General features: G+C 49.9%; 11 protein-coding genes. 6 read left to right on the top strand and 5 right to left on the bottom strand.

Annotated elements, in window-relative coordinates:
* Nucleotides 1-172: 172 nt before the first annotated feature.
* Both sov and ruvA read right to left on the bottom strand, forming a co-directional pair.
* Complete coding sequence (gene sov, locus ACZ42L_RS00200) at nt 173-7,732, bottom strand: T9SS outer membrane translocon Sov/SprA (protein WP_464716286.1); 7,560 nt, start codon at nt 7,730-7,732, stop codon at nt 173-175.
* Between the two features lie 7 nt (nt 7,733-7,739).
* Nucleotides 7,740-8,357 (bottom strand): Holliday junction branch migration protein RuvA, encoded by a 618-nt coding sequence (ruvA, locus tag ACZ42L_RS00195; RefSeq protein WP_464699653.1) that lies wholly within the window; start codon nt 8,355-8,357, stop codon nt 7,740-7,742.
* A 288-nt stretch (nt 8,358-8,645) separates the two neighbouring features.
* Between ruvA and ACZ42L_RS00190 the strand changes: the two genes are divergently transcribed.
* On the top strand, nt 8,646-9,545 hold the full coding sequence (locus ACZ42L_RS00190; protein ID WP_464716285.1) for a diaminopimelate dehydrogenase: 900 nt from the start codon (nt 8,646-8,648) through the stop codon (nt 9,543-9,545).
* Between the two features lie 15 nt (nt 9,546-9,560).
* Here the strand turns inward: ACZ42L_RS00190 and ACZ42L_RS00185 are convergent, their stop codons facing one another.
* Complete coding sequence (locus ACZ42L_RS00185; protein ID WP_464716284.1) at nt 9,561-12,002, bottom strand: glycoside hydrolase family 94 protein; 2,442 nt, start codon at nt 12,000-12,002, stop codon at nt 9,561-9,563.
* Between the two features lie 779 nt (nt 12,003-12,781).
* Here ACZ42L_RS00185 and ACZ42L_RS00180 point away from each other — a divergent pair.
* The 5 genes from ACZ42L_RS00180 to msrA are packed head-to-tail and all read left to right on the top strand — an operon-like array spanning nt 12,782 to nt 21,195.
* Nucleotides 12,782-15,616 carry a TonB-dependent receptor gene (locus ACZ42L_RS00180; RefSeq protein WP_464716283.1) on the top strand — a complete coding sequence of 945 codons (2,835 nt, stop codon included), beginning with the start codon at nt 12,782-12,784 and terminating at the stop codon, nt 15,614-15,616.
* A gap of 19 nt (nt 15,617-15,635) precedes the next feature.
* Entirely contained in the window at nt 15,636-16,811 is a 1,176-nt protein-coding gene (locus ACZ42L_RS00175; protein ID WP_464716282.1) for a DUF4876 domain-containing protein, read from the top strand.
* 19 nt (nt 16,812-16,830) lie between these two features.
* Nucleotides 16,831-18,450, top strand: coding sequence for a DUF6850 family outer membrane beta-barrel protein (locus tag ACZ42L_RS00170; RefSeq protein WP_464716281.1), 1,620 nt, complete (start codon nt 16,831-16,833; stop codon nt 18,448-18,450).
* A 29-nt stretch (nt 18,451-18,479) separates the two neighbouring features.
* A complete protein-coding gene (locus ACZ42L_RS00165) occupies nt 18,480-20,660 on the top strand; it encodes a HEAT repeat domain-containing protein (protein ID WP_464716280.1) in 2,181 nt (726 codons plus the stop codon).
* Between the two features lie 16 nt (nt 20,661-20,676).
* Nucleotides 20,677-21,195 (top strand): peptide-methionine (S)-S-oxide reductase MsrA, encoded by a 519-nt coding sequence (msrA, locus tag ACZ42L_RS00160; protein ID WP_464699641.1) that lies wholly within the window; start codon nt 20,677-20,679, stop codon nt 21,193-21,195.
* Nucleotides 21,196-21,255: 60 nt separating this feature from the next.
* Here msrA and ACZ42L_RS00155 read toward each other — a convergent pair whose 3' ends face one another.
* Entirely contained in the window at nt 21,256-21,951 is a 696-nt protein-coding gene (locus tag ACZ42L_RS00155; protein WP_464716279.1) for a phosphatase PAP2 family protein, read from the bottom strand.
* Between the two features lie 2 nt (nt 21,952-21,953).
* Nucleotides 21,954-23,819, bottom strand: a complete 1,866-nt coding sequence (locus ACZ42L_RS00150; protein WP_464716278.1) for an LTA synthase family protein — start codon at nt 23,817-23,819, stop codon at nt 21,954-21,956.
* Nucleotides 23,820-24,066: the final 247 nt, after the last annotated feature.

The raw sequence follows: 24,066 nt of genomic DNA, 5'->3' as shown, positions 1-24,066 counted from the left end.
TCTCCTTTCTCTGTTATTTACAGGCTCATCTTACTAGCTCTATGGCACAAATTTACAAATAAAAAATGAAAGGAACACATAAATAAAAAAAGAATCTACCAAAGGCTTTGGGAATATTTTTAATAGTTTGCGTATTTCATATACAACCTATTTTGTAATAAGACCTCTATCCTTACCTCGTCAGCGAGAACTTAATGCTTACTCCAAAGTCGTGGGTGGTCGTGGGATAACTATTGGCTGAGAGCAGAGGCGTGTTGCTCTGATGGTCGTAGTAGAACGTCATGGACAGCATCCTAGACAAGGTATAATCAGCTGCAAGCGATAGCTTGAAGGCATTGTTGCCACTGCTGGCCATGGAAGTCATACTGGCGATGTCGCGACTGATGGATGCTTGCCGACGGAAACTTACATCGCAACGGATGTTCAGGTCGTGGTTGACGCCACTGCTTGAGCGACCGCTACTGCCATTCCTGTTTGCCTGGGCAGTATTCTGATTTCTATCGTTCGTACCATTACCCTTGGTTTTGGCTTTGATTCGTCGATAGTTACGCCCACCAAACAAATTGATATTGTTTAATTTATAAGCCAATCCCAATACCCAGTCGCGACTGATAATCTCATTCAGCTGTATGCTCGTCATGCTCAATGAGAGGGTGCGTGTGGTACGATATTCCAGTTTGGCCGTCAGGTCGTTGTTGAATGTCATGTCGACACCCAGCAACGGCGAGAAACTCTCGTTAATGCTGACTGTCGATACATTATACATACTGCTCGGAACAGGATTGCCCGTCTCCGTATTGGTGACGAAACCAAGTCCGTTCATATATTCCATGAAAGTGCTAAAACTGCTATAAGCCCCCACGGCATAGATGCTCCGATAGGCATGGTTGAGGTTTACACTCTTAAAAACATCGCGGAACCAGGGTAGTCTGCCAAGTCCTGTGTAGCGCATAGTCCAATTGGGAAGCAGTCGGGTGATGGTCGGGAAGATACTGAGCGAATTTCCGCCCATGCTTGTATAGGTGGAAAGGAAAGCCGGAATCATCACGTCAGCACTGTATTTATCCACTGCCCCATTGGCCGCATCGAACGTTCCTCCGGCCAGTTTGCTACCATTCGGATACACAGCATGGGCGTATTGGGCCTCTACCCGGTCGCGGAAACCATCGAGCGAACGACAAAATTTCTCGAAACTCTTGCTATAGAAGCCGTTATTGGCATCGCCCATACCCTCAAAAGCCGTACCCAAAGAGATGGTGGTCATGGTGAATGTGCCGCTCTGCGTGGTGGGACGGCCCTCATACATATATTGTATGCTACGCGCAGTGGTTTGGTTTCGGCTCGCCGTGAGGTCGATGTTCATGTGGCGGAAAGGCACTACAGACATGCGTATGCGCAGGTCTTCGGTCTGATTGGTGGCTGCCGGGGTGGCTATAGAGTCATTGAGGAGCAACCAGTCGCGTTCAAGCGCCTTGTCGATAAAGGAATCATCGGTGAGTCCGAAGGCAAATCCAAGTCCCGGAGCCAGTGCATCTGTGCCACGACTTTGCCCGAAAGCATCGCCCACATGGGGCATGAAGCCGGGCAGAGACATGGAATATTGATTGCGATAGTTGACCATGATGTTGCGTACCATCATCATGACACGCGCCACACTCTGTGCCGTCCGATACCATTTCTGATTCTCCAGCGGTGCTTTCGGCGTTACGGTCACCTTCAGGGTTAGCGCAGAATCCACCTTGTTCGTGATACGGATGCGATTGTCGTCGAGCCGTTTGAAATGCAGTTGATACAACTTGCCGTCGGTTGTACGCGCACTCACCATAAGCCGTTTGGAATTCTTGCTGTGGCGGAGTTCCAATGTCGTGTCGGGCAAGAGTGTGATTTCCTGCTCGAAGCTCTTCTTGTTAAGTGGCAGAGCAGTCTGCTGCCGGCTCACTTCTTTGTCGGCAGAAGTCTTCTTGACAACCTTCGATCGACGACGATTGGCCATACTCACATCCGTATCGCGGTTGAAACGCTCGTTCGTAGCTTTCAGGAATGGGATATGATTGTAGAGCTTCTCCATATTGAACGTGGTATTGAAGCTCAACTCCCTATTGTTGACGATGGTGTTGCCCACCGAAGTTCCGTTTTCAAGATTCGTTCCGCGCACCCAGTTATAACGCGCATCGTAGGTGGTATTACCGGTAATCCAATCGAAAACAGGGATAAGATAAAGCGGTAATTGATACGACAAGCTAAGCGACTGGTTGTAATCGAGCGGTGAACCTAAATGCTTGATGCTCGTCCACACAGAATCTTTCCAAGCACTATATTGGTCGGGATAGAGGTCTTGGTTGATGGGTGCATAGGGTTGTTCTATCTCTGCATGGGTGGCACTTTGGAAGTTCATATGCAGATTTCGCGTGAAATCCCATCTAAGCGTGAACTCACGATTCCACAAAAAAGCCGAACTGAACGTCACGGGGAGCTTGGTATTCTCCATAGCATCCATGTCTCGCTCCTGCAATTCGTAATAATCGCGCGTCAGTTCGGTATTGAACGCCACGTTCTGAGGCAGCCAGTTCAGGCCGAAACGCTTGAGGATATCAAGCCATTTAGACTTGCTCTTCAACTTCCTGAAAGGTTCCCATGCACGATAGACGGGCGTCCAATTATAATTCAACGCACCTCTCCAGTTATCTTCGTTTTCATACACGGTGGTCTCACCCACCGTGTGACTATGAGAATGACTGTAAGAGAAAGAGAAATTAGCCGGATCGTAGGGCATAGGATGCCGCTTGGTCTGGATGCCTACGCGCACATTGGACAACGAGAAGTTGGTGTTGAGCCGTTTAGTGACGGCTATCCGTTCTATCGAATCACGTTCTTGCTTGTTCGCTGTCGCTGATAATGCGTCGGCCAACTTCATATCTGTATCGAGCGGATTGTATCTTGGACTGGATATTTCTTTCGATACCGAATAATAAAGCGGTGCAGAGACCTTCGCTTTTTCGGGGAAAAACTTACCCAATTCCAGGTTTGTGGTCACGGAATAGTTTTTATACGTCTCCTGAGAACGGGCCTGTACACCATCTTCCAAGCCTCCGAAACCATCGCTGACATACTTGCCCTGCATGTTGACTGTACCCAAATCAGACAGTTGCATGTTGAGAACTCCGTTGGCAGCCCAGCCTCCAGAGTTGTTATATCCTTTGAGACGAAGCTCGTTGACCCATACTTCTCCACTCTTCGGATTGCCCGACTTGTTGCGCACACCAATCATCATGACCTTCACATCGCCCAACGTAGGGTTTCCCATGACGGTAATCTTATTCGACGGATTGCCCTCGTCGTAAGTGGTAAATGCAGAGGTATAAGAGGCTGCACCCATAGCCCGCGACTTATTGCGCAACTTCTTGATATCGGTAAAGACGGTCAGAGGGATGTTGAGCATATTCTCTTCGGGCCACACAATGGTGCGGCTTGTCGTGGAATTATTGTCATATCGCCCAGGAGCTGTGAGTTTCAAAGGAATTTCGTATTCGTAGTAATTGTTGCGATAATCCGACCCCAAACGCACAAACAGAGCCAACTGATTGTCAACCAGTGCCGTGGTGTTCTGCTCAAACGCATTGGCATGGGCAAACATCTGCATCGTCTTATACTGCCGTAGGTCTACCGATGTGGTTTTATATACTGCTTTGGATTGACCTGAAGTGAGATTATCGAGCGTCATGGCCAATGCCTGTTCGTTGTCTTCCACCAACTGTGGCTGCGTTGGGTCTTGCCCACGCTGTATACGGGGAGGCAACACATAGTTGACAGGTCGCTTGTCGTTGTTCTCTTCGATGCTCACTGCACCCACCGACATTGTTCCAGTGCCACTGGAATTTTCCAACGACTGGCTATAGACACGCCACTCTCCGCGCACCAAGTCGAGTGTGCCGAAACGCAATACTATCGGATGTTTGAAACCGGTGAGGAACATTCGCATGAACCGAATGCTGGAAAAATCGGATATACTGCCCACCCTCCGTTCGTATTCATCTACCGGTATGCGGAACTGATACCATGTGACAGGTTCCGAATTGTTGTTTCTGAGCTTAGGTTCTACCTCGCGTTTGTCTACGATATAGTTGTGACCAACCACCAAATCTTCAGGACGCATCGACACACGATACTGGAAATATTTCTCATACTCGTTGAGGGTATAGTCCTGATTGATATCTTCTACATCAGGAGTGGTCTTGTATGACGTGTTGTAACTCTCCCGCTGATTTTCCGAATCAGGCGAGTTGCCTTGCGGATTATTGATATACTTATAGCGTCGCAAGATGCTTGCCTGCATATCGTCGTAGTCTGTTCCACGAAAATAATGGTAATCGTCGTTGGCAGGATCGTTCCAAATAGAATCCCATACGGCAGGATTCACACGCCCCTGGAGGGATGACAAGAAGGCTTGATAAGTAGGAAATTGCTGTTCCTCGGTATTATTAAGCCCGTTATACCCCACATCTTGCAAGGCTCGCGCGCCCTTTGAGGTGGCAAAAGCATAGGTTATATTAGAAGAAGTGGGTATCTTTCCCCATTGCGTAGTGGTGTAAGTGGCCGACCCGTCGACCGGCATTCCACTCTCATAGAATTTCCGTCCGTCGCGCAGAATATCTTCGCTCACCTCTCCCAGATTGATGTAGACATCGCCACCATAATCTGACGCGTTGGCTTGCTTGTTGGTGTAGATAAACGGATCCATCAACCAAAACTCAATATACTCAATGTTGGCAGCATCGAAGTCGTTGGTATCGAGCTTCCTCATCATTCCTCCCCAATGCTGAGTGGGGTTAGGCAGCTTGCCATTCACATCCAGATTAGGATTGAAATTGTATGGTCCGCGCTCATTAGGATAGTATGCCAAGTTAAGAATATTGAGAGTTGAGGTGGTTCCGGTATAGCTACTCACATTGCGATGGGGAAACAATTCTATCGTCGGAATCTCGCGCACATACTGATTACTCAACTGGTCGAGGTCGCTCTTGATATGTCCCGGCGTATAAGAACTGCTTCTCCGGGTGAACAACGGGTCTATGTTATACCATGCCAACAAACTACGATTGAACCCACTGGACAATCCCGTCTTGTCGCTATGCTCGGCAAACAGACTCGGAACACTGGACAGAATCCACGATGTTGGCGTAGAAACGTCGATGGTACTCTTTGTATTTTCAAAGTCATCCAAGTATGAAGCATGGTCTTGAGTACCCCCGGCTTGTCCGGCAATAAGATGTGCAAACTCGGCTGTCAATGAGATATTGGAGGGTTGAGTAAGATGCAACAGGGGGATTTTGTTGAGCATATTGGTGAGCCATTGGCTCTCTTTCTTCCAGTTCAGGTTGACGCCCCACAGAGTATTGTTAAGCGGTTCAGCACCCATATTCACCTTGGTAGTGAGTGCCTGTTCAGACAGATGCTGTATCGTTCCACTCAATTGGAAGTTCTTGGAGAAATCGTATTCCCAGTTCATACCGAACATCGTCTTGCGCATCTGTGCATAGTCGGTATTGCTTTCGAGCGATACATTGACATTCGTACCGGCATCCAAGATACTCTGATTGAGGATGGTTACCTCGCCGGCACTATAATCCACGCTATAATCAGCGCCTTCTTTGAGTACTATTCCGCCCGCTGTTACCACCACCGAACCTTGCGGAACATTGAATGCCCCAAGCGATATGACGTTGGCAGAAGTTCCCTTAAACTGTCCCACCAACTGATACTTGTCTTTCTCAGCAGTCTGTTTTGCAACAGTCTTGGTCGAATGATACAGTTCCGTGAAAGCATATTTGGACGCTTCGGCAGCTGGTACACCCTTGCCTACCAGATAGTCATACAGATAAGAGCCGAATGGTTCAGTCACAGGGAAGAACACCCTGCCATTGCTTACCGTATATCCCTCCACATAGTCGAAGTATCCGTTGCTGTTCGGTTTGCTGTTGTTATCAAGCCTGTCAGCTCCCAATAACCTGATAATAGGAGTACCCTTGACCTGACTCTCAGGTATATAATTCAGATAAACACCAGTGGTATCGCTTTGGTATTTGACGTCTAAACGGAACTTGGTTTTCTCTACATTCGAAGCGAGATAGTACACATTTTTCATCATCAAGTCCCAGTTGCCTTGCTTAGGATGGTTGCTTGTATTCTTCAAAGACTTCACAAACAGGGCCTTCCCGGTATCGGTCTGATTGCCGGCAAACTCTCCTACTTGATAAGTCACGCCTCCATAGGTGTACTCAAAAGCCACTGCCACCACCTGATCGGTCTGCACCGAGCTTTTCAACGAGACGTATCCGAGTGGCGAATTCAGCGTGTATTCGCTCGAAGAGAGCAATCGGGCACTCTCCAGTTTCTCATAGTCTGTTCCCCCAACAAGTCCTGCGCCATCAAGAATTGTCGACGTTTGGTTTATATCACGCGCACCACTGTAGGCACTCACCATCTCACCATACTCGCTATTAGCCCCATTCGCCGGCACGACACCGCTCGCCGTCCACCGTGAGTTGGAAATTTTTGTGCATTCACCAAGGTCGGTCAATGCCACAATATTACGCGTATTGGTCGTTGTTCCTGTCTTGTTCGTCACCCAAATTTCCACCCGATTCACCTGTACACCAGTCATCACATTAGGCAATGTGCGCATACCGGCATTGTAATGGTCGCGGAAATACTGGGAAAGAAAGAAGTGGCGGTTCTCTTCATAATCTGCCGCGCCTATCTCAAATGGCTTCAACTGCACCCCTCCCTTGCTCGAAACACTGGTGCTGGCGGTTTTCTTTTGCGATGCCACCAACTGCAATTTCAGCTTTCCGAATTGCATGTCGGTGCGCAAACCGAATAACGAACTGGCACCACGTATCAAAGAAGAATTAGAAGGAAACGACACATTACCGCCCTCAACGAGCTTGATAATCTCATCTTCTTTGCCATCATACTTCAGTTTCATGTTCTGTGCATCGAAGTCGAACGTGGCATCTGTGTTGTAATTCAAGTCGAAGTTCACCTTGTCACCCACCTTTCCGTTGACGTTCAAGTTTACCTTCTCATCGAAATCCAGGGTTGTCGTCTTTCGGTTTCTGATAGGCAGCGAGGGATTATCCACATTCTTCAACGTACCACCAAACTTCAGTTCGGCCGTTCCCTGGGTTCTGATACGCACACCTCCCGGACCGAAAATTTTCTCGGCCGGCCCTAAATCAAAGTGCATATCAGAGAAATCAAACTTCTCTTTCCCCTTCGTCTTATAGATGGCATCGTTCTTCGTACGATAGTATTTATAGCGCAATCGCTTCTCGCTCCATACCCGATACTCCTCCGGTGTCATCATGATAGGGGCAGATATATACGTTCCACCCATCTTCTTACCGATGAAATACAGGTTCAGAGAGTCATTATATTCCACCGTCTGACGCACATTCTCAGGCGTTTTCAGGTCGAGCACACTGCTGTCAAGGTCGGAAATAGTGATGGGCATGGTACGCTGAATGCGCCATCGGGGATGAAGCAAACTGTCGGGGACGGTATCTTCGTCCAATACCGGTTGCCCTACCACCTCTATCTTTGAGTCTTTCGGCGTCTGCTTCTTATTCTTTCTGGAATCGTCTTGCATCAAAGGCAACGACACAGCATAACTGACTGCCGTGGCAGCCAGCACCCCTATCAATATCGTTTGCAGACGATTCGGTATTCTCACACGCTCCTTATTTAATCCTTCGCAATGCTTCTTTCACCACAGCTTCTACGCTGAGCGACGGATTTTCGGTCAATATCGCAACCACTATCTTGGCCGTCGGTGCCGGCGAGAAGCCCAACATGGTAAGCGCCCCCACAGCTTCATCCTTTACAGGAGAGTTGACCAACGTCTCCTTCGCACTCGACGAAACATGGAATTCATCGGCAATGCCACTGGCAACAATCTTGTCTTTCAGGTCGACGATGATACGTTGAGCTGTCTTCAGCCCTATACCTTTCACATTTTTAATCATCTTATCGTCGCCATTGGCTATAGCATTGCACAGCTCTGAAGGCGACATCGACGACAACATCATGCGTGCCGTGTTAGCTCCCACGCCCGAAACGGTAATCAACATACGGTAGAGTTCACGCTCCTGTTTCGTTGCAAAGCCAAAGAAAGTGTAACTGTCATCACGTCCACCGGTCACCAACGACTCGTGGATATATAGTTTCACCTCCTTCTTTCCTTGTATAGCACTATATGTTGTGAGCGAAATATTCATTGCATACCCCACTCCTCCGGCTTCCACAACAGCTTGTGCAGGGGTCACATCTGTCAATTCCCCCTTTATATATTCTATCATAGGTCTTGCTTTTTATATGGTTTTGTGTACCATATAAACGGCTTGAAGCCCCTGTTTATTGTTCTAAGTCTCCACCTTTTTATGTAGGTATATGCCGCAATCGCCGGCATACACCATATCTGTCTTCATTCCACACACTTAAAATTTTTCCCATCACCCTTTGACATAAATTCCTTTTTCCATTATTTAATGCAAAAAATGTGATAGGGAATGTGCGTTTTAAGTTTAAAAGTGTACTTTTGCAACCAAACAAAATGAAAATTTGAACAAATAGTAAATATCAGGATTATGAAAAAAATCAGAGCAGCCGTTGTCGGTTTCGGCAACATCGGTCAGTACGCCGTGCAGGCTTTAGAAGCTGCACCCGACTTTGAAATCGCAGGTATCGTGCGTCGTAACGGAGCACAAGACAAGCCCCTCGAACTTACCAACTACGAAGTGGTAGACGATATAACCAAACTCAAAGACGTCGACGTAGCCATCCTGGCCACTCCCACACGCTCTTGTCCGGAGTATGCAGCTAAGATTGTGGCCCTCGGCATCAACACCGTAGACAGCTTCGACATCCATACCTCCATCTTGGAATATCGCAAAAACCAGACCGAGAACTGTGTCAAGGCTGGCAGGGTGAGCGTCATTGCGGCCGGATGGGACCCTGGATCTGACTCCGTCGTGCGTGTACTCATGCAGAGTCTCGCTCCTAAAGGACTCACCTATACCAACTTCGGCCCTGGCATGTCTATGGGCCACTCTGTCTGCGCACGCGGCAAGAAGGGCGTCAAGAATGCGCTCTCTGTTACCATCCCATTGGGCGAAGGCATTCATCGCCGCATGGTCTACGTAGAACTGGAAGAGGGTGCACGACTGGAGGATGTTACTGCCGAAATCAAGGCAGACCCCTACTTCGCCCACGATGAGACTCATGTGTTTGCAGTAACGTCGGTCGACGACGTACGCGACATGGGCCACGGTGTCAACCTCGTTCGCAAAGGCGTGAGCGGACAGACTCCTAACCAGCGTCTGGAATTCAACATGAGCATCAACAACCCTGCCCTCACGGCACAGGTACTGGTCAACGTGGCCCGTGCTTCGCTCCGCCTGCACCCCGGATGCTACACCATGCCCGAGATTCCCGTCATCGATATGCTTCCAGGCACACGTGAGGAAATCGTCGCAACATTGGTATAGAATATTCAAGCCTTATCACATGGTGACTTCCACCGTGTGATTGCCTTCCATAAGTGGTACTACGGTGCCACTTATTTTTTTGCCGTCAACCGTCAGTTGGCGCACACCCTTGGCACGACCGTCGGGATTTTTCACCGTTATGCGATAGGTTGCACCACGGAACTGGCGGCATACCGTATACTCCTTGGCCGTAGACGGCAGGCAGGGGTCGATGAGCAGACCGTCGTAGTCGGGCTTGATACCCAGAATATATTCCGACACCGTGTACCACATCCACGCTGCCGTACCCGTGAGCCAAGAGTTTTTGCCCTCACCGGGACGTGCCGCATCCTTACCCGCTACCATCTGGCAATTCACGTAAGGTTCTACCTTATGCAGGGTACTGTAACGCTCTTCCACGTAAGAAGGCAATATCTTGGTGTAATGACTCCACGCATCGTCGCCACGACCGGCCACCGTTTCGCCGATAATCACCCAGGGATTATTGTGGCAGAAGATGCCCGCATTCTCTTTATAACCCTCCGGATAGGAGCTTATCTCACCATATTCCACATGATACTTGGTGAAAGCAGGATTGTTCAGGACGATACCAAACTCGGTATCCATGCGCTCCTTCACACTGTCGAGCGCCTTGTCTACCAGTCCGTCTTCCAGTCCGATGCCTGCCATCGTACACCATCCTTGCGACTCGATGAATATCTTTGCTTCTTCGTTTTCATCACTACCAATCTTATTGCCGTAGAAGTCGTATGCACGCAAGAACCATTCGCCATCCCAACCATGCTGCTTCACGGCCTCGACCATGCTATCTACATGTTGCAATGCACGCACAGCCTCGTCGTCCTTACCTATGCGACGGCACAATTCGGCATAGTCGCGACCTGTCACGACGAACAGTCCTGCTATCATCAACGACTCTGCCTTCGAGCCTTCGGTCTTGTTCTCGGTGGTCTGGAAACTCTCATTAGGGTCCCAACTGAAGCAGTTCAGATTCAGACAGTCGTTCCAGTCGGCACGCCCTATCAGCGGCAATCCGTGCGGACCGAGGTTCTCTACCACGTGATTGAAACTCACACGCAGATGCTCCAACAACGTAACCTCCGTGCCTGGCTGATTGTCAAAGGGCACCATCTCGTCGAGAATCGAGAAGTCGCCCGTCTCCTTGATGTAGGCCACCGTACCGAATATCAACCAACAGGGGTCGTCGTTGAAACCTCCACCGATGTCGTTGTTGCCACGCTTAGACAATGGCTGATACTGATGATAGCATCCGCCATCGGCAAACTGCGTGGAGGCAATATCGATGATACGCTCGCGGGCACGCTCCGGAATCAGGTGTACGAAGCCCACCAAGTCTTGGTTGGAATCGCGGAACCCCATGCCGCGACCGATACCGCTCTCGAAGAAGCTCGCCGAACGCGACATGTTGAACGTCACCATACACTGATATTGATTCCAGATGTTCACCATGCGGTCGAGCTTGTCGTTGCCCGTGTGTGATACGAATACCGAAAGCAGCCTGTCCCAGTAGCTTCTCAGTTCCCCGAAAGCGGCATCTACCTTCTCCACTGTGTCGAAACGAGCTATCAGCTCATGCGCCTTCTGCTTATTGATGGTCTGCGGAGCTGAGAATTTTTCATCTTGCGCGTTCTCCACGTAGCCTAGCAAGAACACAAAGTCGCGGCTCTCGCCCGGCTGTAGTTCCACCTCTATATAATGCGATGCTATCGGACTCCAACCATGAGCGAAGCTGTTACGCGCCTTTCCCTCGGCCACAGCTTCGGGTTCGTCAAATCCGTTGTAAAGGCCCACAAACGTTTCGCGGTCGGTATCGTACCCGTCGATGGGTGCATTCACATGGTAGAAAGCATAATGATTGCGACGCTCGCGGTACTCCGTCTTATGATAGAGTGTACTGCCCTCCACCTCCACTTCGCCCGTAGAGAAGTTGCGCTGGAAGTTTTCCATGTCGGTGGCAGCATTCCACAAACACCACTCGGCCAGCGAGAACAGTTTCAGTCGGCGCGTCTCGGCCGAATGGTTGGTCAGCGTAAGTTTCTGCACTTCGGCCCAAGTATGGAGCGGAACAAAGAACAGCACACTGGCCTCTACACCGTTCTTCCTACCCGTGATGCGCGTATAGCTCATTCCGTGGCGGCACTCATAGAAGTCGAGCGGTGTCTTGCAGGGCTTCCAACCCGGATTCCACACCGTATCTCCATCTTTCAGGTAAAAATAGCGACCTCCTGCATCCATCGGTACGCCGTTGTAACGATAGCGTGTCAGTCGACGAAACTTGGCATCCTTGTAGAAACTATAGCCTCCGGCCGTATTTGAAATGAGCGAGAAGAAATCTTCGTTGCCGAGATAGTTTATCCACGGCCACGGTGTCTTCGGGTCGGTAATGACATACTCGCGGTTGGCATCGTCGAAATGCCCATACTTCTTATTTTCCATGTTCGAAACGTTTGATTTGTAATAATGTAGATTTGTTTGCTATCGCCCAGAGCATGAAACCGATTCCCTCATCTGCCGTCCCTGTTGTTTGCTCCTGCGATTCTTATACGTGCAAAGATAGGAAATAAATGGAATACAACATCAAGTGACTAGCAAAATATCTTCAGAAAAGGACATAAAAAAAGAGAGAACACTTTCTCACGAAACCATTCCCCCTACAAAACAGTAATTAACTCAAAATTTATAATCTATCTGGACATAACTATAATTTCCATTCAGATGTAAAACCAAGTGGTCGAAACCATCTCTTTTGTTTTACACAGGCAAAGTTACGAAATGATTTTCAAACTTCATAATTTTCTTCGAAGAATTTTTCTATTTTTTCAAAGATTTGTTCTTTATTCCGCCTTTTTACCCACAAATTGTAATATTTTACTACTTTTCAGGCCATAATTGCTACTATCCAAACGTCTGAATCCGATTTAACCGAGAAATCAGAAGTCGGGAGAATACTTAAAAAAACTTTCAAAATACCAACATTAGGGTATTGACAGTGTATTTAAAAATCGTTAACTTTGCATTGTCAATATAATAGAGTTAAAAGTCAAGTCATCAACTAGGAATTACTGCAAAGCCCTTGCAATCACACTGCCAAGGCCTCGCAGCATCGCTGCCCAGGCTTTGCAACACTACTGCGGAGGCTTTGCAGCAATCAGAGAGTTTACAACATCCACCACCATATATATAATAAGGTAGAAAAAGAAAGGCATCATCAGATTATGAAACCAAAAAAGATAATTTTGCTTTGGGTCGCGCTCCTATCGGCGCTGACTGCATTTTCGCCGGCCATCGCACAGACCTCGGCCGGTACTTTCACGATTAAAGGTTCGATTACCGACGACAAGGGCAACCCCATCGACGTGGCCTACATCTCTTTCAACAATGTCATGACGGCCATGAGCAACGAGAAAGGCGAATTCCTGCTGCGCAATGTCAAGGCAGGAGAGTTCGAATACACGGCTTCCTGTATAGGCTATGAGACGGTCAAAGGGCGGTTCAAGGTGACAACGGGCAGCGAACGGCTGGTCATCAAGCTCCAGGAACAGGCGCTGACACTGAAAGAAGTCACCGTAACGGCTCGCCAGTCGGCCATCGGCTCGAAGTCGGAAATCGGGCAGGATGCCATCCGTCATATCCAACCCAAGAGTGTTTCGGACATCTTGCAGCTATTGCCGGGTAGCCTCACCTCCAATCCCAGCCTCAACAATCTGGCGCAAGCCAACCTGCGCGAGATTGGCGGCGACAACAACAATGCACTCGGTACGAGTGTCATTCTCGACGGTTCGCCCCTCAGCAACGACGGCAACCTACAGGCTTTGTCGCCCACCAGATATGGTAACAGCTCGTCGTCGAATGCCGACGATATGGGCAATCAGACCACAGCCGGCAAAGGCAGCGACCTGAGAACCATCGGTGTAGACAACATTGCATCGGTAGAGGTGATTCGAGGCATCCCCTCGGTGGAATACGGCAACCTGACTTCGGGTGTGGTTATCGTCAAGACCAAGGCCGGACACACACCGCTCGAAGTGAAATTCAAGGCCGACCCCTACTCCAAGCTGGCTTACGTGGGCAAAGGATTCAACTTCAGCCAGGGCGGTGCACTGAACCTGGGCGTAGACTGGTCGCAGTCTTACTCCGACACACGTCGGCACTATATGGGCTACGACCGACTTACCTTCTCGCTCGGCTACTCCAATGTATTCAATGCCAAAGGCAGCCATCCGGTCACATTCAATCTGCGCAGCTCGTTCTACTCGAACATCAACAACCGTAAGCACGACCCGCAGATGTCGGAATTGGAACTGAACTACAAGAACAAGAACGTGGGCGGACGCGTCTCTATCGACGGAAACATCCGCATGGACAACTGGCTCACAGCCATCAACTACGACCTCTCTGCACAGGTTTCGCGCACAGTAGACACACACCACAACTGGATTGCAACACCCGACGGTGTGGTCACCGACAATCTGAAGACCGGAATTGCTCCGGCCCAGTTCCTCACCAAGGCCTATTTCAGCGATTACAAGATAGAGGGTCTGCCCATCAACGTATATGCACAGGTAAAAGCCAACAAGTATATTCAGCTGAACGAACGCGACTACACCAACATCAAGGCCGGTGTAGACTATCGTTTCGACGACAATGCCGGCGACGGTCTGACATTCAACATGAGCAATCCGCCCAAGTCGAGCAGCTCGCAAACTCTGCGTCCACGCTCGTTCAGCTCTATCCCCTCACTGCATAATCTATCGGGATTCATCGAAGACAACACACGGATAAGCTTCGGTAAGACTTGGTTGAACCTTGTTGCGGGTGTCAGACTGAGCAACATGTTCCTGAACAAGAGCAAGAGCGGACGCGGCAATATTGTCGTGGCCGAACCACGTATCAATGCAGAATACAACCTGCTGGACAAGCACAACAACAGCATTTTCGACTTGCTGAGCATCAGTGGTGGATTCGGTATCTCCAACAAGATGCCTACCCTGCTCTATCTCTATCCTGACAATGCCTACTTTGACAACGTGAGTCTGAGTTACATTGGAGACCATTCTTCATTGGCACTCATCCAGACCCAGGCCATCAACAACACGCAAAATCCCAACATCAAGCCTACCACCAACCGCAAATGGGAAGTGGGTGTGAACTTCAAGATAGGCAGGGTGAAGGGCTACGTGAACTACTTCAATGAGAGCAACCGCCACGAATATGGCTTTTCTTCCATGTTCCTGGGTATGCAGTATCCTCGCTTCAACGTGCCGCAGGGCGTATCCGACCTGACTTTCGACGGCTCGCAACTGTCCTATACGCTCAACGGCAGCAAGCAGACAGCCACTTCGACCATTGCCACACAGAACGCACTATGGTCGATGCCCGACAACACATCGCGCAGCAACAAGCAGGGTATCGAGTATTCGTTGGACCTTGGCGTGTTCAAACCGTTGCGCACATCGCTCAACATCGACGGTGCGTGGTTTCACATCAAGCGCATCAACGAGAAAGACTACCTGAACTACATCAGTTCTACATACGACTATGTGCCGATGATGCCGGCAGGCTACGGCACTATCAGAGACCGTGTGAACACCAATTTCCGCTTCATCACCCACATACCAGCCGTGAAGATGATTTTCACAACCACGGTACAGGTGGTCTGGTATGAAAATACACGTGCCACATACGAATACGCCGACGGAAGCAACGTGTACGCGTTGTCGGGCGACGGCAAGCTGTACGAGGTGCAACCACGCGGATTCTACAGCAACGACGGCAGCTACACAGAGTGGAAAGCCGACTACGCCACCAACAGCAAATACAGTCTGATGGTTGACCAGTACAGACTCTACGACTTCAACAGCGACCATGTCAGTCCTTGGGTGATGCTCAACTTCCGCTTCACCAAGGAACTTGGAAAGATATGCGAGCTGTCGTTCACGGCCAACAACTTCCTGAATACCTCTAAATGGCATGTGAACAAGAACACATTGGCCAAGTCGCAAATCTATCCCGACAACTATTTCGGTGCAGAAGTGAAATTCAAATTCTAAACGAAACGAACAAAACAAGATGAAAAAAATTATCAATCTGCTACTCTTGACAGCCGCGGTGTTCATGGCATCGTGTGGCGACGAGGCGAGCATACCGCAATATCACAATCTGAAGATTACCCTGAATCCCGAAGAAGCGCTGTCGGGCAACAAGCTCGCGAAGATGAAGCTGGTGGCTACAAGCGACTATGGCATCACACAGGAATTCTCATTGTCGGGCGACACGACCATCAATCTGCTGCAAGGGCAATACACACTGGTTCTGTCGGGCAAGGTGGCCGACGAGGCAGCCGCCTATGTTTCGGGCAATGCGGAGACCTTGCTCTTCGCCGATGCCACGTCGACTATCAACCTGTCTAAGATTATCAAGTCGCCCCTTATCTTCAAGTCTATTTACACCACTGGCGGACAACAGGGCTATATCCTGGACCAATACTTCGAGATAGTGAACAACTCTGATGAAGTACAATATCTCGATGGGCTGATGTTGTCGGCACCACAAGGCGGACAGACAAAAGAGAATGCCTGGCAGGCACATGGCTATGCCGACCTCTACGCCTGCGGACAGGGCATGGTGATAGCCTTCCCAGGCTCCGGAAAGGAATATCCTTTGCAGCCCGGACAGAGCATTGTACTGGCTAACGAGCCTGTAGACCATGCTGCGGCAGCCAAGAAAGGCAATCATTGTCCTGACCTTTCGAAGGCCGACTGGGAAGTATATATCAAGAATGTGAAAGGAGAAGTAGACCACCCTACACCCGATGTCAAGGTCATCTTCCAAAACAGCACCACGATCAGAGCCTTTGGTATAGGTGTCAATGGGCGTGCCTATCTCATGGCGAAGTGCCCCGAAGACATGACACCCGAAGAGTTTGCTGCCGACCCGAAGAACATCATGACCACACCGGGAACGACTGCCAAGACCCAGTTTCTCATGATTCCGAGCAAATACGTGCTGGATGCGGTGGATATATGGAACAATAAGAGGAGCAATAATTATGGTGCATTCCTACCAAAAGACGATGCCCAAGGCGTATTGGCAAGCACGGCCAATGCCGGAAAATGCGTCCGCCGAAAGGTAACCAAGATTATCAACGGACGTGCTTACTACCAAGATACCAATAATTCGGCCAACGACTTCCTGAATAATCAGGAACTTACGCCGGGCCAGACGCCCACTTCAGTAGATCAATAATAAATAAAAGAACGTAAAGATGTTAAGAATGACACACCATAATATAATAGGTAAGCGAGTGGCGCTCATGATGCTGGCGACCATCGGTATCGGTACGGTCCTTGCACAGGGCATGCCGAGCAAGGCCAACGAGCATTTCTTCTACAAAGACTATAATTACATAGATAACATATATCAAGGCTTATCCACCCCTGTTGGGTTGGCCTACAACGGCGTAGGGACTGTGACCGACGCTTCGGTGTTTGGACATTTCGAGCGTGGAGCATTCCATCAGGCAGATGCGGGCAGCAAAATCAGCAGTCTGAACGCATCTCTCTACGGCCTACAGCGATTCAAGAAGCTCAGCATAGAAGGACAAATCGGCTACGTGAACAGCAAAGAGTACGACCGCAGATGGAATTCTACGCTCTTCCTGACACGCACCAATCCCTTCGTAATCGGCGACTCCATAGCCAGCGATGTGAGCACAGAGCTGTTCAACATGTCTGTAGGAGCGGCCTATGAGTTCAGCCCTTTCTTCGTCGGCGCTATCAAGTTGGCCTACAAAGCAGGCAGCAGTGCCGACCAGACCGACCCTCGTCCGAAGGTCAACTCGTCGCGGTTTGCCATCAATCCGGGCGTAGAATTCAGACTGGGGAGTGCACATAGGCTCGGCCTTTCGGCTACATGGGCGCTCTATAGTTCAGAGCTGACCCACACCATCATCAACGGTTACACCAATTATGCGTACTTCCTGATGAAAGGTTCGGGCGATTATATCATCCGCACAAACGGCGATTTGGCCGGATATCCACGCGACTACAGCGGCAATACGCTGAAAGGCGCTGCCCAATGGGTCTTTGCACCGGCTTCATCTGCCCTCTCCAACATCCTCGAAGTAGAACTCTCATCCATCAATGAGGATGCGGAAGACGGTGGAGCGGCCTATACCTTCAAGGCAGGAGACTACGATAAACGAGGTGTCAGCATTGCCGACAGGTTGCGATTGGTCTCTAACAACCGATTTATCCACAACATCACAGCCAGTTTCGGCTACTATAAAGGTAAGGGATATTGGTACGACCAGCGCAAAAAGACCGACACTGAGCATGGCAACATCGCTTATTACGAAACACTGAATAAGTCGAAGGTGCACGACGCATCGTACTATCGGGGAGACGTGGGCTATCAGTTCGACCAGTTGAAAAACGGACTTCCCGACCTCACCCTGAAACTCTCGGCCGGTATCAATGGCATGAACATCAAACAATATCAAGCCAAGATGGCCGAACAGAAGTTCACTACAGCCACCATCGACATGGAAATCGGCAAGTATTGGATGCTGGGCAGCTGTCGCATGCAGGGTCTCTTGGATGGTTATACCAGCTTTGCCATCGGTGACAAACAGGCCGATTTCATTCAGGAATCGACTCGTGAGGCCTATGCTGCACCCACTTTTGAATACTTATCGGCCAAGAGTTCCGGCTTCAAGGCACACGTGTCGGCCGACTTCCCCGTCCAACTATATGGGACAAACACATGGTTTGGCCTCTTTGCCAACGTTGCATGCCAGTTTTATAACGACGATGCGACTTATTCAAAGATGTTCGACTCCAAGTCCAGAACCACCATCAACGCCGGTGTAAGTCTCAAATTCTAACAAAGAAACAACCATATTATACAAGCATTATGAAGAAGATTTTGGTAATGATAGGCCTCTGCCTGCTGTCAACCATGCAGGCATTGGCAGGTCGCGGCTTCGCCATCGTCGTAGACAGGAAGAGCTATGACGAGGCCAAGAGCGAGATTCAGGCTTATGCCAAGGCCATCCAGGACATGCAGCATCTGCATGTCTACACCGTCATAGACCGTTGGGGCGTACCCGATTCCATTCGTGCCGAGCTGCAACGACTACATGCTTTGCGCCAGAATCCTATCGAAGGAGCTGTCTTTATAGGCGACATACCAGTCGCAATGATACGCGATGCACAGCACTTTGCAAGTGCTTTCAAGATGAATCAACAGGCTAACCGCAAGCGTTCTTCGATACCTTCAGACCGCTACTACGACGATTTCAACTTGAAATTCAAACCACTCGGCCACGACAATGATGCGCCATACTTCTATTATTCGCTCACAGCAGAGTCGCCACAGGTACTCAATCCGACGCTATACAGCGGTCGTATTCGCCCGACCGACGCCGGAGGGACATCCAGATACGCCAAGCTACGCAACTATCTGACCAAGCTGGTGCGCGAGAAACGTGCTGCCGGTAGCCTCAATAAGATGTTCTATTTCGAAGGCCACGGCTATATCTCGCAGTCATTCGCGGCCCGCGTCGACGAGAAAGCAGGACTCTACGAACACTTCCCCTGGCTGAGACGTCAGCAAAACGGTATCAGCTACCTCAGTCATCTGCAGAACCGCAACGTCAAATTCAAACTGATGGACGAGCTGATGCGCCAAGACCTCGACTTCGCAATACTCCATCACCACGGTGCATGGGACACAGAGTATCTCAATGGAATCCCTTCGCCCAACAATGTAAGCGAGGCCAAAACCTTCATGCAGCAATTCTTCCGCAGCAAGATACGCGATGCCAAGGACAGAGGGCAGAATGCCGACAGCGTCATGGCAGCTTTCGAGAAACGTCTGGATATTCCCCACACGTGGTTGGAAAACACATTCGACCCCAAGATAATTGCCAAAGACTCACTCGACAACGACTTGCTCGACCTGCATACCACCGACTTTGCCAAGTACAACTACGCCCCGAATTGCCGCGTCATCATCATCGACGCCTGCTTCAATGGGTCGTTCCATCGCGACAACAGCATTGCCAACGAGTATATTTTCAGCCCCGGACGCACCGTTGCTGTCATTGCCAACAGCGTCAATGTATTGCAAAACAAGTGGAGCGACCGCTATATGGGTCTCTTGGGATTAGGGGCCAGCGTCGGTGAATTGGCCCGTTTCTCCTATTATATGGAGTCGCACGTCATAGGCGACCCCACTTTTACGTTCGTGCCATCACAAAAGTCGGCCGAGATCCCGGCTCTCTTGGCCACTAACAACGATGCTGCATGGCACAAGTTGCTCAAAACCGACACCCATGCCGACGTGAAATGTATCGCCATAGACCGCTTGAACAGAGATGGGAAAATGACTTCTGCCGAGCTATTCGACATCTTCCGCCATTCAGACGAGGCACTCGTGCGCCTTCAGGCACTCTACTCACTGACAGAACACGACGATACCAACTTCATCGAAGCATTGAAACTGGCTGCCGACGACAGCTACGAATTGGTACAACGTACGGCACTCCACCTGATTGGAGAGAGTGGCGACGACCGCCTGATACCCACTATCATTGCCGCCAACCTGACCAACAGCCTCTCCGAGCGTTGCCGTTTCAATGCGCTCAATGCCCTCACTCTCTTCCCCAAGGACAAATTATTAGCAGAGTTCCAGCGCCAGTTCGACAATCCGCAACTGCGCCTTATCGACAAAGAAAAGCAGCGCAAGCGCTACGAAAGACTCATTACCGCTGCCACACAGAAATGGAGTGAATATGTAGACATGGCCGTATCACCCACCACGACTGCCAAAAAACGGCTCACAGCCATACGCGGACTGCGCAATTACTGTCCCCATCACCGCATTCCGGAGCTACTCAACTATCTCCGCACACAAGCTCAGCCCGAAGCTCAGGTAGCTTTGCTGGAGATGCTGGGATGGCACAACCTGTCGTATCAGGCAGCCGAAATAGCCAAATGTGCAGCCGAAATGAGTCGCGACAACAGTCTTAAACCAGAAGTGAGAGCAGAGGCGCTGAAGACCGTCAATCGTCTGAAACACATCAACAAATAATAATAACAAACCAGCTATGACACAAGATTTATATATAGCAGGCGGTTGTTTCTGGGGCGCCGAGCATTTTTTCAAGCAGATAGAGGGTGTCATCGACACCGAAGTTGGATTCGTCAATGGCGACCAGACCATCGTCAACCCATCATACAAAGAGGTTTATACCGACACGACCGGCTATGCCGAAGCCGTGCACGTGGTCTATAATCCCGACGTAGTGAGTCTGGAGTTCCTTGTGCTGATGTTCTTTGCTGCCATCGACCCTGTCAGTCTCAACCAACAGGGACACGACGTCGGCACACGTTACCGCACCGGAATATACTACACTAAGGCCGAAGAAATACCCGTCATACAGAAGGTGTACGACGAGATACAGGCCAAATACGACGAACCTCTGGCCGTGGAAATAGCCCCCCTGCAAATGTTCTACAAAGCAGAGGAATATCACCAAGACTATTTGGACAAGAATCCTCAAGGCTATTGCCACCTGCCACTCGAATTGTTCGAGTTTGCCCGACAAGCCAAGATGAAACGATAATCACAGGAAAAAGTAAGAAGGCATGTTATGACTGCAACTCATAACATGCCTTTTTCGTGTCTACAACACTGCCAACAAGCAGTCCAGATAAGGCATCACAAACGCCGATACCACCAATGCCAGCAGAATCAACAGCCCCGTATATTCCACCAACTGCAAATAGGGACAACACTTGCAGCCGTCTTCGCGCATCATCCAACGGTAGATACCGTAGCATACGAGGGCTACGGAAATGCCCAACACACCGCCCAGCAGAATATCTCCGGGATAATGTACGCCCAGATAGATGCGACTATAAGACTGGAGCGTAGCCCAAACAAACATAAACAGCGTAAGTTTACGGCGTCTGAAGAACAACATCGTGAGCATGGCCAGCATATAAGTATTGGTGGCATGGCTCGACGGAGTACCATAATGGCCTCCCCGATAGTCGTTGACGATATGCACCAGCTGCCAGATGACGCTGTCGTCCTGGGCCGGACGGGGACGCGCTATCCACGGCCTAATCAACTGTACACAGAGATAATCGCTCAGTGCGAAAGCTATCAGAAAGACACTTATCACCCCTATGAGCTTGCGCCAGTCGCTTCTGAAGTGCAGCACATTGGCCACTACGATGGCTATATACATCGGTACCCATACCCAGCGGTTGGATACTTGCCACATCAGCGTGTCGAAGAAGCTGTTGTGGAAACCATTGAAGAAGAGGAAGACACTCTGGTCCACGCTATTCAGATATTGCAGTATTGACGTCATAGTCATCGTTTTGATAAGTCATCATAAAGTTTCTGAAGATAGGCCTTGCCCTGCTTCAGCGTATGGTCGGTATGCAGACCGCGCCTGTGCACGGCTTTCTGCGTGTCAAGGTCGTACATTACAGAGTCGGTAGGCGTAATCATGCCAAAGGCATTGGGTACGGTGAAGTAGCCGAAGTGTGGTGCATCGGCATCCATCATATCTTTGCTGAAAGCAAACCGATGGTGCGACAGGCCCAGCTGTGCCAGCAGTGTGGCCGCAATGTCTATCTGCGAGCCGATGGTATCAATGCGGCGCGCCGCTTTCACCGCGCCACCTGTCAGGATGAGCGGAATGTGATAACGCTCGAAATCGTAGTTGCTGATGCTTTCGGGATAGCATCCCAAGTGGTCGGGAACAAGCACGATAAGCGTGTTATCCCACCGACCTGAACGGCGTAAGCGCTCTACAAACTTACCCAGACAGTCATCGGCGTAGGCAAAGGCATTGAGTATCTTGTTGTCGAGTCGATGGTAAGGCACGTCGTAAGGTTCATGGCTACTGCTCGTCTGAATCACCTTCAGGAACGGCCCACCACGATATTGCTCAATGTCGCTGGCCGCGCGGTCGAACACATAACCGTCGGGGACGCCCCATTTGCTCAACCGCAGATTCACGGGGAAATCTACATCGGCCACTATCTTCTCAAATCCGGCAGTGGTCAAGAACGACCGCATGTTGGTAAAGTCGGCATCGCCACCATAATAATATTGTAGATTATAACCCAGACTCTTCAGCTCACGTGGCAGCGAAGGCAGGGTTTCCACCTTCTCCGTGTACTTCATGATGCTCATCGTGGGCTGTGCCGGATAGCCCGCAAGGATGGAGACCAGCCCGCGGTCGGTGCGGAAACTGTTGGCATAGAAGCAGGTAAACAGTACTCCCTCGCGTGCCAGACGGTCCATATTGACCGCCACATGGGGCTGTCCACCCAGCTCTTGCATGATTTGGGCCGAGAAACTCTCCAGCACTATCAACACGATATCGGGGCGATGGCTGCGCAGCAACTGAGTCTCCGCGCCCTTATGCGTGCGATTAGTGGTTTTCACGAGTCGGGCAAACTCACGATTGGCCTCACCGGCATCCATCATCCGATATTGCTCCGACAGCTTGGCACTACCGTCAACCCACGAACGTAGCAGACTGAAACAGGGATTCACGGCTGCATGGTTCAACCGCTGATTCTGGCTATAGTACACATTTCCCAGATTCATGGTCGACGTCGTGACGCCACCACGTATCGGGATAATAAGAAAACACGTCAATACCAAACCCGTCAGAAGGCCCTGCATCTTCTCGCGCCAACTGCCCCCGACGGAAGGAAGTGGCATCAGACAATGCCTTGCCAAACTGTAAATGCCCCATGACAACAGCAGCCAGACCACTACACCCAGTGCTATGAAGCCTGCACCGACGCTCGCCACGGCATCTGTGGGCGAAGAGAAGAAGTAGAACAAGGGCGTCATGTCGAGTCGAAAGCCCCAATAACCGTAGAGCACGGCATCTACCACGAATATCATGGCAAGCAGCAATGCCACCGCGGCATAGTAGACTTTGGCCAGCTTGCGAAGCACACCGGCAGCCCCGAAAGGCACGGCAAGCGCGAGCAGGGCGGGTACAACCGTCAGATATCCACCGACGGCAAAGTCCATCGGAAGCCCATGCCACATCACAGCCACATAGTCTTTCAGCGTGGTTTCGGCATATACAAGATGATTATAAAGCATGAAGAGAGGCTTCATCAGCATTGCCAATACGGCAAAACCAATAAAATTTCGGAGTATGAATGCTGCCATACCCACGACACACCTCAATCTATGTTCCTTCATTTCGTGCTTTTAATGTTTTATGTCTTTGCGTTAATTACCTTATGTTCTGTTTGGCTGCAAAAGTATAAAATAAGTAGCATAATACGCCTGATAAGAGTTTTAAAAATAACTAACAATTTTATTTTCAGGCATATAAGTCGACCATACCCTCATCAGCAAGCGTGTGCATCGGCCCACAAGATAGCCATATCTTTCACCTATAACACTCATGAACTTATAAACTTACAAACTCAAAAAACTGCAAGGC

Source organism: Prevotella mikamonis (assembly GCF_055381405.1).
Note: the sequence above shows the minus strand (reverse complement) of the source record. Positions and strands in the feature narration are given on the sequence as shown.